Source organism: Rhizobium sp. BK176, from assembly GCF_024808055.1.
The window spans coordinates 1278902-1294288 of record NZ_JANUBV010000001.1; the positions used below are offsets into that span (position 1 = coordinate 1278902).

At 62.6% G+C, this 15387-nt stretch carries 14 protein-coding genes; 7 read left to right on the plus strand and 7 right to left on the minus strand.

What is annotated here, in order from left to right; translation table 11 throughout:
- Positions 1 to 180: 180 nt before the first annotated feature.
- The 3 genes from FHT76_RS07100 to FHT76_RS07110 all read left to right on the plus strand — a co-directional run bounded on the left by FHT76_RS07100 (position 181) and on the right by FHT76_RS07110 (position 4348).
- Positions 181 to 2907, plus strand: coding sequence for a TraM recognition domain-containing protein (locus FHT76_RS07100; RefSeq protein ID WP_259185080.1), 2727 nt, complete (start codon positions 181 to 183; stop codon positions 2905 to 2907).
- A complete protein-coding gene (locus FHT76_RS07105) occupies positions 2907 to 3518 on the plus strand; it encodes a hypothetical protein (protein WP_259185081.1) in 612 nt (203 codons plus the stop codon). Before FHT76_RS07100 ends, FHT76_RS07105 begins: the two co-directional genes overlap by 1 nt.
- A 107-nt stretch (positions 3519 to 3625) precedes the next feature.
- The gene (locus FHT76_RS07110; RefSeq protein WP_259185082.1) at positions 3626 to 4348 is read left to right on the plus strand and encodes a hypothetical protein; all 723 of its coding nucleotides are present in this window, start codon (positions 3626 to 3628) and stop codon (positions 4346 to 4348) included.
- Positions 4349 to 4362: 14 nt separating this feature from the next.
- Here FHT76_RS07110 and FHT76_RS07115 read toward each other — a convergent pair whose 3' ends face one another.
- The 3 genes from FHT76_RS07115 to FHT76_RS07125 form a co-directional block, all read right to left on the minus strand.
- Positions 4363 to 4962: a hypothetical protein gene (locus FHT76_RS07115; RefSeq protein ID WP_259185083.1), complete on the minus strand. Its 600-nt coding sequence runs from the start codon at positions 4960 to 4962 to the stop codon at positions 4363 to 4365.
- A gap of 63 nt (positions 4963 to 5025) precedes the next feature.
- Positions 5026 to 5535 carry a macro domain-containing protein gene (locus FHT76_RS07120; RefSeq protein WP_259185084.1) on the minus strand — a complete coding sequence of 170 codons (510 nt, stop codon included), beginning with the start codon at positions 5533 to 5535 and terminating at the stop codon, positions 5026 to 5028.
- A 7-nt stretch (positions 5536 to 5542) separates the two neighbouring features.
- Entirely contained in the window at positions 5543 to 6211 is a 669-nt protein-coding gene (locus FHT76_RS07125; protein ID WP_259185085.1) for a hypothetical protein, read from the minus strand.
- A 155-nt stretch (positions 6212 to 6366) separates the two neighbouring features.
- On the opposite strand from FHT76_RS07125, the gene FHT76_RS07130 reads away from it, so the two are divergent.
- On the plus strand, positions 6367 to 6942 hold the full coding sequence (locus FHT76_RS07130) for a hypothetical protein (protein WP_259185086.1): 576 nt from the start codon (positions 6367 to 6369) through the stop codon (positions 6940 to 6942).
- A 4-nt stretch (positions 6943 to 6946) separates the two neighbouring features.
- Here FHT76_RS07130 and FHT76_RS07135 read toward each other — a convergent pair whose 3' ends face one another.
- The gene (locus FHT76_RS07135; RefSeq protein ID WP_259185087.1) at positions 6947 to 7429 is read right to left on the minus strand and encodes a hypothetical protein; all 483 of its coding nucleotides are present in this window, start codon (positions 7427 to 7429) and stop codon (positions 6947 to 6949) included.
- 11 nt (positions 7430 to 7440) lie between these two features.
- Positions 7441 to 8262, minus strand: a complete 822-nt coding sequence (locus FHT76_RS07140) for a hypothetical protein (protein WP_259185088.1) — start codon at positions 8260 to 8262, stop codon at positions 7441 to 7443.
- A gap of 144 nt (positions 8263 to 8406) precedes the next feature.
- Here FHT76_RS07140 and FHT76_RS07145 point away from each other — a divergent pair, with 144 nt between their 5' ends.
- Positions 8407 to 9237 carry a hypothetical protein gene (locus FHT76_RS07145; protein ID WP_259185089.1) on the plus strand — a complete coding sequence of 277 codons (831 nt, stop codon included), beginning with the start codon at positions 8407 to 8409 and terminating at the stop codon, positions 9235 to 9237.
- Positions 9238 to 9407: 170 nt separating this feature from the next.
- On the opposite strand, the gene FHT76_RS07150 is transcribed toward FHT76_RS07145, so the two are convergent.
- Both FHT76_RS07150 and FHT76_RS07155 read right to left on the minus strand, forming a co-directional pair.
- Entirely contained in the window at positions 9408 to 9758 is a 351-nt protein-coding gene (locus FHT76_RS07150; protein WP_259185090.1) for an ASCH domain-containing protein, read from the minus strand.
- 67 nt (positions 9759 to 9825) lie between these two features.
- Positions 9826 to 14112, minus strand: a complete 4287-nt coding sequence (locus FHT76_RS07155) for a hypothetical protein (RefSeq protein WP_259185091.1) — start codon at positions 14110 to 14112, stop codon at positions 9826 to 9828.
- Between the two features lie 144 nt (positions 14113 to 14256).
- Between FHT76_RS07155 and FHT76_RS07160 the strand changes: the two genes are divergently transcribed.
- Together FHT76_RS07160 and FHT76_RS07165 are read left to right on the plus strand one after the other, a co-directional pair.
- Entirely contained in the window at positions 14257 to 14520 is a 264-nt protein-coding gene (locus tag FHT76_RS07160; RefSeq protein ID WP_259185093.1) for a hypothetical protein, read from the plus strand.
- Between the two features lie 88 nt (positions 14521 to 14608).
- Positions 14609 to 15313 (plus strand): hypothetical protein, encoded by a 705-nt coding sequence (locus FHT76_RS07165; protein WP_259185094.1) that lies wholly within the window; start codon positions 14609 to 14611, stop codon positions 15311 to 15313.
- Positions 15314 to 15387: the final 74 nt, after the last annotated feature.

Consider the following 15387-nt stretch of genomic DNA (forward strand, 5'->3'; position numbering starts at 1 on the left):
AAGACCGAATTCTTTGATTTTCGAATTTTTCCTGCAACGAGTTCTTGAATTAAATCAGGGTGTGGCATTTCCGATCGGGGCTTGTGCGATTCAGTAACGCAAGTAAAGATTCAAGTATAGTTGCCGCCGACTTGTTCAGCGACAATAATAACAGAATAAATCTCGCCCAGGAAACTTCATATGTCGGCAAAGCCTATTCACGGCGCGGTGCAGAAAAACGAAAAAAACGTGGAGGGCATAACCCGCGACACCCGCGGGCTTCTGCAACGCTTCCTGGATTCGCTGCGCGTGCCGACGAACATGATGACGTTCGTCCTCTCCTTCGCGGTGGTGTCTTTTATTTTTCCGGCCGTCGCCGACATCTGTCTGCTCTTCGCCGCCCTCCTGACGCTCATCTCGCTGCGCCGCGCCGAGACCGCGCCGCTCAAGCTTCCGATCCAGTCCGGCCTGCTCGATTCCCACGAGCGCAGTCCCGCGACCGGCAAGGCCCAGAAGTCGGGCGGCATCTTCTATCTCGGCAACGAGCTGCGGACGGGCAAGGAAGTCTGGCTCACCAACTCCGACTGCCGCCAGCACTTCCTGGTTCTCGGCACGACCGGCGCAGGTAAGACCGAAACGTTGCTCGGCTTCGCCTCGAACGCCGTGTCCTGGGGGTCCGGCTTCCTGTTCTGCGACGGTAAGGGCGACGTCGCGCTGTTCGCCAAGGTCTACGCCCTGGCACGCCGCTTCGGCCGCGAGGACGACCTCCTCGTCCTGAACTACATGACCGGCAACGCCGACATCGGCCTCTCCTACGGCGAGAAGCGTTCCAACACCCTGAACCCCTTCGCCACAGGCTCTTCCGACGGCCTGACGCAGATGGTCGTCGGCCTGATGGACGACACCGGCGGCGACGGGGCGATGTGGAAGGGTCGCGCGACCGCGATGTTCACCGGGGTCATGAGAGCCTTGACGTGGCTCCGCGACCAGCAATTGATAGACCTCAACGTTTCGGAAATCCGTGACCACCTCCAGCTCAAGCGCATCATCGACCTCGCCAACCCCGAGCAGTACGAACAGATGCCGATGCCGATCCGCAAGTCGATCAAGAGCTATCTGACGTCTCTACCGGGCTACAAGGAAAGCCAGGGATACAACCAGAGCCAGACAACGCTTGACCAGCATGGCTACCTGGAGATGCAATTTACAAAGATTCTCGGATCGCTTGCAGACGTCTACGGGCACATCTTCCATACCCCGCATGCCGAAGTCGACATGGCCGACGTCGTCCTCAATCGACGCATCCTGGTCATCATGCTGCCCGCCCTCGAGAAGTCCAAGGACGAGATCGCCAACCTCGGCAAAATCGTCGTTGCAACCCTGAAGGGCATGATGGGTGGCACCCTCGGTAACAAGGTCGAGGGCAACTGGGGGGACATTGTCGAGAACCGTCCGACCAACTCTCCATCACCATTTATAGTGGTCCTAGACGAGGTTGGGTACTATATGGTGGATGGGATGGACTTGATGGCCGCCCAGGCGCGCTCCCTTGGATTCGCCATGGTGTTCGCCGGACAGGACATCAACGCCATGAAGCGACTCAACGAGAAGGTGTTTGGCTCGGTTCAGGGAAACACGAACACCAAGATCATCATGAGGACGGAAGACCCGGACACCGCCAAGCTCGCGATCGAGGCGGGCGGCAAGGCCTACCGCGCTCAGCTCGGCTCCTACCAGGGGCAGCCGGGCGAATTCGGCAAGACCTACAGCGACAACATGGAAGCCCGCCTCGAACTGGTCGACCGCGTCAACTCCCGCGACCTGAAGGACCAGGACGAAGGCGAGATGCACATCTTCCACAAGGACTGGATGATCCGCGCCCGCGGCTTCTACGCAGCGCCCGAAAGCACGCTCAACAAGCGTAAACTGAGACTTCGTCCGAACCACTTCATCACGGTCTCCAAGCCGAACCGCGAAATGCTGGAAAGCCAGCAGAAGCTTCCGGAGATCGTGGAGCGTCTGGTCAGCGACGAGTTCATGGAAATGATGAAGGCGGCCGAACAGAACGCCATCAAGGACATGTCCGCTCCGACCGAAGTCGAAGTGGTCTTCCGCACCTACGACCAGCTCTCCCGCAGCCGCTCGAGGGTTCCCAACCCCGTCGAGGCATCCTGCGTGGCTTTCGGCCGCCTCATGGAAGTCAATCAGGGCATCAACGACATCTACAACGACGGCGTCAGGGGAAGCCGCGGCGGCACGGGGGCGTCCGATCCGTTCGCGCGGCCTCCCGTCGGCGGCGGCTTCGACCGCGGCATTCCCGACATGGGCGGCGGCATGGAAGACTTCTACGGCGATCGCGGCGGCTTCCCTGGCCGCAGCCAGCCGGATTTCGCACCCGCCGGTCGTGGACACGAGATGGACGGCTTCGCCGGCGGCGCGGACGGCCTCTACGGCGACCGCGACGGCTTCTCCGGCAAGCGTTACCGCGGCGGCATGCCCGACGAGTTCGAACCAGGCGGCATCTCGCAGCCGTCCGCGCCGTTCAAGCAGCCGAAGTACAAGAAAGACGTGCCGCACGGCATGGAACTCGAAGGCGACCAGCTGCACGGCATGGCGAGCCGCATCGCGAACAACAGGGCGGTCATGAGCGCTCTGGCGACGCTGGACTACGACGAGAACCGGATGACGCCCGACAAGCTCAACGACGAGATCGAGGAAGCGATCGACATCGCCAACGTCGACGACGAAGGCGGCTGGGGTCCTGCGACGTCGAGCGACATCGCCCGCGCGGCCTCCATGGCGAATTCGGCTCTGCCGGATGACGACGACGATGACGGCGGCGACGACACGTCGTCCGGCGTTCCCGCGGGCGGCGGTCTCACCGCCGAACTTCTCGGCATGCTTATCGACGGCGAGGACCAGGACTGATGGCTATTGGCGCGTCGATGGCAGGCGGCAAAAGGGGCAACGCCGAAGGGCGTCCGAGACAGGACGCCGACTGGTACCCCACACCCAAGGACGTCACATGCGTCCTGTTCGACAAGGTCAAGTTCGACGGCGCGATCTACGAGCCGTGCTGCGGCGACGGCTCTCTGGCGGTCGTCGCCGAGGACGACTACGGATACGACGTGTTTGGGACGGACCTCCACGACCGGGGCTACGGCATCGGCCACGGCAAGGCCTTCGACGTCCTGAAGGCGAAGAAGCTGCTCGCGCCGAACGTGGTGACCAATCCTCCTTTTAACATCGCCGGCGAGATCATCGAGCATCTCTGGAGCCTCGGTCCCGACCGCATGGCGATGCTTCTGAAGTCCACGTTCTGGCATGCCGAGAACCGAAGGCGGATTTTCGACAGGATACCGCCCTCCCGGATCATCGCGCTCACTTGGCGGCCTGACTTCCTTGGGCTGAACCGGCCGACCATGGAAGTGATCTGGTGCGTCTGGGAACGTGGCCATGTCGGCCCCACCTCCTACGAGCTTGCCGAACGCCCCGAATGGGCGAGGAAGAAAAAGGGCCGCAAGCGCGCCGCCGACTGATCAGGTTCGCGCTTGATCGGGGTCTTTTAATTCTCCCGGCTGGGGTTTAATCCGTTGACATGCTCTTCGGGCGACATCACCATTTCCATATCGAACGGAGATAAAACATGACCTCGAGTGCCGCCAAGATCGCCATCCTGCTGAACGGACCGAAGTACTGCGGGAAGGACACGGCTGCCAGCGCTCTGATCGAGGCTTTCGCGGCGGAGGCTGCTATTTTCCGCTTCACCGTGCCCGTCAAGGAGGAGACGCACCGACGTTATGGCCTCGACGTCGCCTACGACCACTACGAGGACCAGAGTATCAAGGACGCCCCTTTGCCGGAGTTCGGCGGTCTTTCTCCGAGGCAGGCCTACATCAAGGTTGGGGACGAGTTGCGCGCCCAGCATGGCCCCGACATCGTCACCCGCATGCTGTGCGACAACATCCGTTCCTCCGATGTCCCGATCGTCGTCAACCCCGACTGCGGCGGCGACGGCGAGGCCGAGGGCATCGTCGACTTGCTGGGCTACGACCGTGTTGTCGTGTTCCGCATCCACAAGGAAGGCCACGACTACGCCGGCGACAGCCGAAACTGGGTCACGTCCGACAAGGTCCGCAAGATCGACATCGTCAACGTCGCGGGCCAGGTCACCGACTATCTGGCGACGGTCAGGCACATAGCGGAAATGTTCCGCAGCAGCGTTCTGGCCACGGAGGCCACCGGGATCGCTGACGCCATCTGCCGCGACATGTCGGCCGAAGAGCGTTCTGAAATGGAAGGGCTGACGGCGGGCATGCACGCCCGCGCGCTCGAAATCCTGGCGGGCAGGCCGCGCAAGTTCGGCTGACGCAGGCGTGTGGCTCAGGCTGCCTTTGGCAGCGTGTAGTCCTCGCTCTCGCAGCGGAAGATAACCCGGATGCCGCCGATCTCGGTCTTGGCTTCCTCGAACACCTTGAGCGCGGCGATGGCGCAGACCAGCTGCAGCTCGCCTTCCATGCGATCCTGATAACGATGGTGTAGGGCCAGCTGCTTGAGATTGCGGCGGTCGTTGAAACCGTGTTCGGCGATCCATTTCGCCAGACCGCTGCCCTTCTTGGGGGCGGTGATGTAGGCGTTTCCGATCGCGCCGTGCACGCCGACCGGTCCGTCGGGCGTCGAGACGCAGAATTCGGCCTTCGGATGTCCCGCCACCCACCAGTCGCCCGCCTCGTTGGCGGCCTCGATGGCACGGCGCATGTACATGCTGAACATCTGGTCGGCGAGGTCGGTCAGTCCGGACTTGTTGATGGCGCGGTTGTGGTAGCCCTCTTCGATGAGGTCGCTTGCCCGTCCCTTGGTCAGGCCCTCGCCGCGGAAGTCTTTGCCCCAGAGGGAGCGCAGCAGTCTTAGCTGCGGATCGGTGACCCCGTCCTGCGATCTGTCGCTAAAGCCGAGATTCCAGTTTTTGCCGCCCCTGGCCATGCAAATACACTCCCATACGATTTCATATCGATCGGAGTCTATGTAGCACGGGATTGATGGAAGTCAACGTCGGGGTCTTGAAGACAGAACCGCTGCCGACGGACGGTGTCCGGGAAGAACGTAGACGACGGTTTTCACCGACTTCAGCGTCGACTCGATGATGCTTTCGATCTCGTCCCAGTCGCCGCCGCCGCGGTCCGAACCGATGAGCGGCATGGCGACGCGACTAAAACCTCCCGCGAACTTGGTCCCCGGGATACCGTTGCGCGCGGCGTCCTCGATCGCGAGCATGCAGGACTTCACGGCCTCGTAGGAGACATGTTTTCCGCCGCGGCCGTAGGTCGGCTGGGTCAGGGCGTTTCCGATCAGCCGGCCGTCGAACGCCCAGATCACCGATCCGAGAACCAGCCCGCCGTTCTTGTGGTTTTCCATATAGGCATTGAGAGCGGCCGGATGCCGCTTGCGCACGACGCCGGCAAAGCCGGTGTCGAAGCCTCCGCGGGTGTTGCATCCGTGGATCACCACTTCCTCGGCGGAAGCGATCAGGTCGCCTTCGATGTACTCAATAGCCATGGCGCTGTCAGTTCTTCATTTCGAGGATGATCGTTCCCTCGCCTTGGCCGATCGTCTGCTTGTTGGCCGCTTCGAGAAGGTCGGAAATCGTCGAGGTCTTGTTTTGGAACATGTAGAGGCGCGGGCCGAGCTGCTTCACGTCGTTGCCGAGTTCGCGCAGGAGCTGGACGATCTGCCTGTCGTCCATGGGACGGACCTTCTTGCCGGCCCTGTTCGCCTCGATGACGACGGCCGCGGTGGCTCCGTAGATGCCGTGGACGGGCGTCAGGGTGGGTTTCGGCGACGGAGGCGGGGTTCTGGCGTCGTCGCGCTTGGCGCGCTTCCGGGTCTTGGTTTCGGTCGCGATGCATTCGTCGGGAACGCGGATGTGGATGCGGCCTTCGCGGATGAAAGTGTGGGTCGGGGACTGCGGGATGAGGACTTCGCGCAGGCCCAGAGTGGTGGTCGCCGCTTCGAAAGCGTGACGGGGGTTGGTCTTGCCCGTCATGCCCGGGAACTTTATGCGGCCGTTGTCGTCCGGATAGATGATGATGTAGCCGCTGGCGCACTTGGCGCTGACCCGCATGCCAGCCGTCAGGTTCGCCTCGTTCGCGAGCGACTGCGGAATGGATACCCGGCCGTACCACCTGCTCTTGTCACCCCTCGCGGTAATCGCGATCGATCCCTGTTCTGGCATATGTCCTCACACCAATTCTTATTGTTACTATCAAGTGAGCAATGAAATTAAAGAATTGGCAAGAACTAGAAATGGTTTTTCTTCATCGGAGTCTTTAAATATTTGACCCGTACATTCCAGGGACCGAGAATAGACGCAGTCACGGAGTAATCTCGATGAGACAGGAAGCATACGATCTGATTGAGGCGGTGCGGTCGCTTGGAATAGAACTCAACGCGGCACCCGGACCGAAGGCGCTGAAGATTTCGACGGATGCCGACACGTTCTGGGCGCGGCTCGTCGTCGTGAAACGGGCGCTCGACGCATTCGACCGCGCCGGCGGCACCGGGATCGACGTCGACGCTCCCGCGCCGGACGACAAGCTCAAGAAGGCGCTCGACGCCGTGCTGCGCCTCTACGAGCTTCAGGGCGGCAACATGGAGCAGGTCTTCACCGTCGTCCAGGAGGCGCTGGAGGTCGAACCCGTGCGCGAGGACAAGGCCGAGAAGAAAAAGAAGGGATACGTCACGCTTCCGGTGTTCGCCCCGAACGGCATCAAGAAGAAGGCCACCTATTCGCCCCGCATCAGCCTTATCCCGCCGATGCCCGGCAGCGTCAGCCTCGACGATCTTCGCCGGCTCGGTTTCGACGTCAGCTACGTCGAGGCGATCAGCGGCAATACGCTCGCGTCCGATCCGCACGAGCGCAACAGGCCGCAGCCCGCACGAGGCCCCGCCTTCGGCAACATGTAGAGCGTCAGGCGGCGCGAACCTTAGCTGGCGTCACGGACGGGCACGTCATGACGACAATGGCCTGTACCCAACCGAGGATGATCGGCAGCTCGTCGGTCGCCGTCTTCGGATCGTTCGCCATCGAATAGAGGCCGGCGACGGTTTCATACGACCTTGGCCTGGAAGCCAGGCCGGAGGCGCATCCGAGGTCGACCGTCCGCGCTATCCGGTTGAGGTTCAGAATACGCCGCAGCGGCGACGTGATCCCCACCAGCGCGAGCATCCGGACGCATAATCCCGGCGTCACCGTCCTCGTCCTGATTTCCGCACGGACATCGCCGCCGTTCGTCGCTTTGGCGACCCCGCTGGGGGCGGCGACGCTCACGGCCGCGATGGCCCGGGGTGTCTCCGCCGCCTGCGCCTGCCGCGAGATTTCCCGTGTCACGGCTTCGATGTCCGCCTCGGCAGCGCGGAACTCGTCGTCAGATACGAGCGGCTTGAACTTCATGGTCCCCGTCCTCAGGCGGCGTCGCTCTCGGCGGCGGGTTCGAAATTGTAGACCATGAGAAGCGGGTTCATGGCTTCCTGCGTGGCGCTCAGCCAGCGCATCAGCTTGAGGCGGTGGACGCGCGTCGCGATCGGGTCGAGGCCGGCCTTGGCTGCTACCTCGTCGGCGCGGTTGACGATCTCGAGCGGCGTCAGGTGCATGGCCTTGCCGTGTTCGAACAGAAGGCTGTCGCAGTAGTCGATGCGCAGGACCTTGATCTTGCCCTTGGCTTCGAGTTCGAGGACACGGCGGTACTGCTCGTTCTCGGAGTAGGGAGCGAAACCGGACTGGCCGATGATGTCGTTGAGGACGACGAAGTATTCCGCGGTCGGACCGAGCGCCTTCTCGGCGGCGGCGATGGCCGACAGGGCCGAGGCGATGGCCTGTTCGTCAGGCGAGGTGCAGGCGACGAAACGGAAGGCGATGTTGTCCTCGGCCGCGAAATAGCCCATCTCGCACTGCTCGTACCATTCGAAGAACGTCGTCGTGACGTTCGCGCCGAAGTCGATCAGGCTGTCGGCCTCGGTCATCATGCCGTAGACCTTGTTGTAGTAGGACTGCGCGGCATGGCGGTCGCGGCTGGCGTCCGAAATCGGCACGAAGGCGTTGAGCGGCAGGTCGACGCGGCTGCCGAGAAGAGCCGACAGCTTGCGCTCGTTGTCGATTTCGACGAGTTTCAGCGGATAGCCGGCGTTGTCGTAGATCATCGTCTGCATGAGCGAAATCATGGATTTCCCGACGCCGCCCTTGTTCGAGCCGACGATGGTGCAAGTCTTGCGGGGTACGGACGTCATTGGATAGCTCCTGAAGTCTTCCATTAATGGGGTCTTGTCATCAGGTTTGCACCGAACGGACGCTCCGTCAACAGTCTTGAGTTCTTTAATTATTGCGAGGCCATCCCGGGCGGCTGTAGGATGTTCGGGACAGGAGAATCCCGAATGGCAACCATAGACTTCGCGACCGCCGAGGCCTACGTCGACGACGACAGACTGGAACTCTACGTTCCGTTCGAGCAGAAGGCGCTCGGCACGTACGTCAAGGAGAAGTTCAAGGCCCGCTTCCAGACCGACGCCAACAAGAAGCGATGGGTCATCGAGTACAAGTTCGCGCGCGCCACGAAGGAGGAGATAGTCGCCGCGATCGACGAGGAACTGTATAGGCTCGCCATCCCGTCCTGGCGTCAGATCGTTTCCATGTTTGTCAGCTACGCCTGCGCGTCACGTCGCTTCGAGGTGAAGTTCGCGTCTGGCGGCATCAGGATCATGCTCCCCGGCGGACATCCGCTTCACTACTACCTCGGCAAGATGACCGGCCTCAAGGCGGAGCGCGACGTCTGGAAGATTCCTGGCTCCATGGTCGATCCCAAGGAAATCGCGGAGATGCTCAAGCGGATATCGCGCGAGGACCGGGAGGTGTTCAAGGACGCCACCGAGCCGTACGAGACCCGCACGATCACGGGCGACCTTCTCATTCCGTTCTCCGAGGCCAGGAACTACGGCATCGGCCCTGACGCCATCGTGTTCGCCGACTACTCCTTCCTGAAGGTGGCCGACCCGCAGATCGTCGAAATGCAAATCCACGCCTGGCCTTTCCGGGTGATCAAGACGGAACCGGCTCCGGGAGCGATGAAAACGACGCTCGCCTTCATGGATGCGGACCCCGGAGCTCGGGCCGTCGGCAAGCTGATGGCGATGCCCCGCGACGAGCGGCCGAAGCTGCTCGACGAGGTTCATGCCGACGGCAAGTGGAAGAGCCGTTCCGCCTTCTGAGCGGGGCCACAGGTCGACAGGCCCGTATCCTCACAGGAAACGCACGCCCGCGGTCGTCTACCGGTCGCTGGCTCTGACCTCCGCGGCGGAGGCGGACCCCATGGCATAGGCGAAGTGGGAACTTGGCCGCGCGCCTCGTCACGGCAGTACGGTTTTCTCACAGGAAACCGTCACAGCTTCACCCAGATGACGGCCCCGGGCGGATGTGCGTACGGACGTGCCGCCGGATATCGCGTTGGTCGTTCGAACACCCAAGCATAGGTGTTGGGATAGGGCATGGCCGCGGCATGCCAGTCGCGGTCGACGCGGTGACGATGGACCGATGCCGCGATGTCCTCGCGCGAAAGGGGCCCGATGACATCGACGAGATCGGCCTCGCCGAGAACAGCGCCCGTTCCCGACCCGATCAGGGCTGTCCTTCCCCTCTTGGATGTCCGCGATCCGCGAAGCTCCCAGGTCTTTTGTCCCGAAAGGAGCAATGACACCCATGGCTCCCTGACGATAAGGCCTCTGTCTGGCATGAATTCCGGCATCGTTGATCCGTTTTGTCTGTTCACACTGTTTCGCTCTTCATTGGCTGGTTATCCATCACCACGGAATTGCGAGGTCGATCTCGTCAAACCTGTACAGGTCGAATTCCTGGGACCGGTCGTCGACGCGGTTGCCCATGGCCACGAGCCGGTCACCGGTCACGGTCTCGGCAGCCAGCGCCTGGCCCTCCTTGCCCGCTTCCTCGGCCCCGGCGATAGGCGTGCCGACGTCGTAGCCCTTGGACCGCCACAGCGCCTCGATCGACGCCGCGGCCTCGATCTCGATGAGGTTGCTGGTGATCTGCTCGCTATGTTCGTCTTCCTCGTTCCTGCGCACGCCCGTCGGCACGAGGATCGGAACCATGCGCTCGGTCTTCCTTGCCCGCAGATGACGGATCGCCTCGTCTTCCGTCGACATCAGCAGCTTGACCGCGACATCCACCTGCTGGCGTTCTTCCAGCTCACGCCTCACCGGGAGGGTCCCGAGTTGGTCTTCGATTGAATCGGGAACACGACCCCTCGCCGCTGTCTGTCCCCTCGACTGCGATGCGATCTCGACCTTGACGATGCGCGGAAGCTCGTACTGGATGCGGGCGTTACGTAACGCCTCCTCCGGATCGGCGATGTCTCCCCGCGCGAACGAGTATCCCGAGGCTCCGCTCTCGTCTTCCCACTTCAGCGCGATGATCGACCACGCGACGCGCTTTTCGATCTCGCCCGTCTTTGGATTGAAGCCTTCCATGCCGAACTGCCTGGCCACGCCTCCGGCCCCCGAAAACAGGTCGTCGCATACCTTGGCCGCCACGGCGAGGTCAAGCACGCCCTGGCAACGCCTGAGCGCGTCCCAGACGGCGGTTTCCCTGTCGTTGCGGCGGATGAGGTCGCCGATGTTGATGAGGTCGTCGACGATCACCTCTTCCGGCATGACCGAGCAGAGGGAGAACCAGATCGGTGCCTCGCCTTCGCGGTAAACCGGACGGAGGCGTCCGAGGAACTGGAGCAGTTCTTCCTCGCGGTACTGCTTCTGGATCATCCGTCCCCATTTGCCGGGGAACGTCGGAACCGGCATGTAGAGGTCATGGCCCGATCGCATCCTGACGCGCTGGTTCTCGGACGGAATGAGGAGCGGCTGCCCCGTTTCCGTCAGACCTGTCCCGAACTTGTCGTATGGTTGCTCCGGCAGGTCGTCGTCATAGGTGAGTGCCGCGACGAGGCCGTCGATGATGCGCACGGGAAGCTCCATCCGGCCGACCGAGATGGCGGCGGCGTGGTACTTCGCGAAGTCGAGCCCGCGCATCGCGCCGTAATGGCACCAGTCGACGTTGTGGGGGCCTTCCCAGTTGGTGTTGACGGCACGGCGCGCGAGGATCGAACCGCCTGCCACGACGCGGCTGAAGCCGTAGTAGCCGGAGATCACCGATATGGCCTTTCGGACGTTGGCGAGCAGCTTGGCAGACTGGACCTTTTCGCGCTGGCTGGCGCTCGGCTTGGCGACGACCGACGAGTTCGAATAGGTGCGGTCCGCGACGCCGACGATGCGCACGTTCAGCGCGGCGGGGATATCGTGGACGACGACGTCCTTGCCCTGCCAGATTTTTTGGATCATTTCCGGAGCCGCAGACGCGTCGAGCAGCATCAACGGCTTGTCGACCCAGTTCGGGGTCTCGCGCCAGGAGATGCGGATGCTCTCCTTGAACACGCCGTCCTCGATCTCGTCGACGTAAAGCTGGATGCGCATGTCCCGGTCTCCGCGGGTCGTGCGCGACTTCGGATCGTATTCGCGACCCGCTTCGTGCATCAGCTCCTCGAGGACCTTTTCCGTCTTTCTCGCCTCGAAACGTTCCTCGACGATCTTCCAGAACCGGTATTCCTCGCGCACCGCAACGCCGGTCGGCCTCGCGCAGATTTCGGCGAGGTCTTCCATGCTGATGTCGGGCGAAATCGAATCGTCCTTCGCCATCGACGCGCCGCAGGAGCGCAGCGCAGCGCTGATCCAGCGGGATACCGTGTTGCCGCCGTTCGGCCCGAGCGTGTCGGCCTTCTTCAGCAGCATCTCGGCAGGATCGTTGTTGGTCTTGAGCGCGTAGATCGCCTCCGCCACGGCCGACAGACGGTCGGACTGGAATTCTTCCGCCAGAACGCCCGCTTCGACTTCCTTCTTGGTGAGCCTCGGCGGCTTTCGCGGCGAGGCGAAAACGTCCATGTCGAAGGTGATGGTATGCAGGAACAGGTGATGGATGCGCTCGTCGGCGACGACCGCGCGCACGTTCTTGAGTTCTTCGGGAATCTGGAGCGCGAGGAAGGCATGCGGCAGGAACACCACATGGCAGTTTTCGATTTCCTTCTTCTGCTCGATCGCCGGGCAGCCTTTCCATGAACCGTCCGGAAGCTGTTCGTACTGATGGTAGAACGGGCAGAACTTTTCCTCGGTGGTGACCTCGCCGGTCTTGGGGTCCTTCTTCTCGTCCGTGTGGCAGAAGCTGCTCGTGCCGAGACCGGCCGCCATCGCCATCTGGACCTTGTCGATCATCTTGCAGCCCGCCTTGAGCTTGCCGCTGTAGATCATCGAATTCAGTCCGGCGTTCCTCGCGTCGCGCCTCAGGTCGGCAAGCCGTCCGGCCAGCTCGTCTTCCTTGTAAAGGCCCATGTCGGCGGCCTGTTTCATCAGGTCCCGGTCCGACAGAGAGCCGTCGAGGTTCAAAATCTGGGCGCGGTGGCGCAACTCCTCGATGTTCGTGTAGGTCGGCATGAGGACGAGGATCGGCGCGCGTCCCATGTTCGTCAGGACGCCGTTCTCGTCGCGGGTCCAGAAGTCCTCGTAGGTCCTCGGATCGGCGGCGATGAACGCGATACTGCGCGACGTCTTGCCGGCTCCCGTGGGTGCCTTGATGATGTCGACGCGCGAGTCCTGTCGGTCGCGGTCGTAGACATGGTTCCAGACGGTCGTGAACGCCGTGTCCACGCCTTCGGCCACGGCCTTGGCGATCTGGGTGCGGTCCCTCGAGATCGCTCGCTCCTTGCGGCGTTTCTCGATCTCTTCCTTGCTGGACTCGATAACCTCGATCCGCATCGGACGGCGCTGGTGCCTGGCGTTGAAATCGAAACCCGGTACGGTCGGATCGACAAACGGGGGTAGGAAGTCGAGACTGTCGCCCGAAGGGTCGCGCGGCTGCGGCGGCACGAAACCACGCGCCGAGGCGGACGACACGTATTCGCCCTTCTCGTTCTGCACGGGAGATGACGGCTTCAGTTCGCCCGACGCCATGCGCTTTGCGAAGCGGTAGACCTTCGACTTCGCTTCGCGCACGAGACCCTGCCCGCGCCAGCGCCCCGTCAGCTCGGCGGTTTCGGTGAAGGTTTCGACGACAGTCTTCACGAGTGTTTCGATGCCGACGACGTTGCCGATCATGCCGGGGTTGGCCGTCACGATACGGAGCGCCAGACGCGTCAGGTAGGCTTCGCGGCCGTCGGATACCTTGCCCTCCTCGTTTTCGGTCCAGTCGTTGGCGGTTCCGTGCGAGCGCAGGCGCGGAACGTGGACCTTGGCGTTCTCGTCCCATTCCCATGACACCGACGAAAGGTCGAACGACGCCGACTTGCTGAACGGACGGATGCTGTCGACGGCGTCGAGGAAATCGCCCACCTGCGAGGATGTCACGACCGGCACCGTCTCCGGGCCGTGGACGTGCGGAGGTCCTTCGATCCAGTTGAAGTAGCGGCCGGTCTTGTGGTGTTTTCCGTAAAAGGTCATGGCCTTTCCGGAGCTGATGATTTCGACCAGCTGGTCGTCGCCTTCGGGATTCTCCGGATGGTCGGTCTTCACGAAATGCAGTGTCCGGCTCGGGATTTCGTCTTCCGGCGCATGACGGTACACGAAAGCCATCTTCGGCCAGCGTCCGACACGCTTCAGCGGGGTGTTCCCGAGGATGCGGGTCGCGAGCTTCTGGATTTGCTGGCTGAGTTCCTCTTCGACGACGTCTATGTCGAGTACGAACGTGTTGCCCGACGCCGGTCCGAGGACGACGGCGACGTTGAGCGGCGCGCACTGGACGATGCACTTCTTCAGGAACTGCCGCGTCGGCTTCTTGTTGGCGAGGTCGTGCTGTTCCGACCACTTGATCATTTCTCCGTCGACCTTGCCGGGACGGCGGCCGCCCGAGATTTCCTGCGGGAAGATCGACCATCCTGCCTCGACCATCTTTTCCGCCACCGCGCCGAAGACGGATTCGGTCGGTTTGTACATGTGCTCGACGACCTGCGTGTCGCGGACGACGTCAGCCACGACTTCGCCGCCAAAGATGGACGCGAAGTCTTCGTTTTCGATATTGCTGTCGCCGTCGGCCAAGACCGGATGCCCCTCTATGCAATTGCGAGTTCTTTAAATATGCTCGGCTGGCCCTTGTCAACAGATCAACGTCTTGATATCGGACTTAAACAGCGCAGTAATTGGATTTTGCGCCCCGCAAATGGCATCGTCAAAGGCTAAAAAATGGACGTTTCGGAACCCGATCAGATAGCGCCAGAGCCGCCGCCGCCCTGTCCACCATCTGTGCCGCAGGAATTGTGGGACAGGGTCCCCGAGGCGCGACGCCGCGAAGCCCTGGAAGACGCCGCGAAGAACCTGCGGCGCGCGATCCACCCCGAGTATTCCGTCCTCGCCTTTCTCGAACGCCTCGGACTTTCCACGCCGGCGAAACCGGTGGCAGCTCCCGACCCCTTCGGAAAGCCGCGGGAAAGGCCATGGGACAGGTGACGACGCTCGTGCGGGGTCTTTAAAAACTCTGGACGCATTGCCTGCGGGAGTTCATCATTTTGACGAACCCCTTCGGAACCTTCACATCATGAGATCAAGACACGCCTTGTTTGCCCTCGCGGCCGCCGCGCTTCTGTCGGCCTGTACTTCTCCCGGCTCCTATTACCAGCCCCTCATTCCGCGCGCCGACGTCGGAAGCCCGGGCGGCGACTGGAGTCCCTACGAACCGTCGGAACCGGCGCGCCCCGAAGACCGCGAATGGCGGCCTTCGAACCCGGATTGGGGCCGCGAACGGCCCGAGCCATCGGTTCGCCGAGAGGCTCTTTCCGCTCCACGCGTCGAAACCGACATGCCGCAAGCCGAGCCTCGCACTGTTCCGGCCGCGCCCACGGTCAAGGGCACGTTTCCGCGCGCCGAGCCTCGGGACCCGCCGTCCGATCTTTCCACGCGCCGCACCTATTCCTCGCGGCCCGACCGCAATCCGAAGCCGACGGCGGACGATTCCGCCTTCGGCAAGCCTTCTTCCGGAGCCTCCGGCCAGGCAGCGGCTCCGCGCGGCGTCCGCTCCGAGTGGGCCGACAAGGCCGTGCGCGTCGACAACCGACCAGCCTTCGACCGGATGGTCCGCGAGAGCGCCTCGCGCGGTCAGGGAAGCTTCGAGGACGAGGCGGGGCGCATCTATTACGGCGAGGCTGTCGGCCGCGAGGGAGGCTGCTCGGTGGTCGAAGTGACCGTCACCACCAGCGGGGGACTTCCCGTCGTCGCCCGCGGCACCGCCTACGACTGCCGGTAGACCTCGATCGGATCGGACCAGACTCCCATTCGGAGTCCATAATTAGATTCGTTGCCGCCGGCGATCGACTGCCG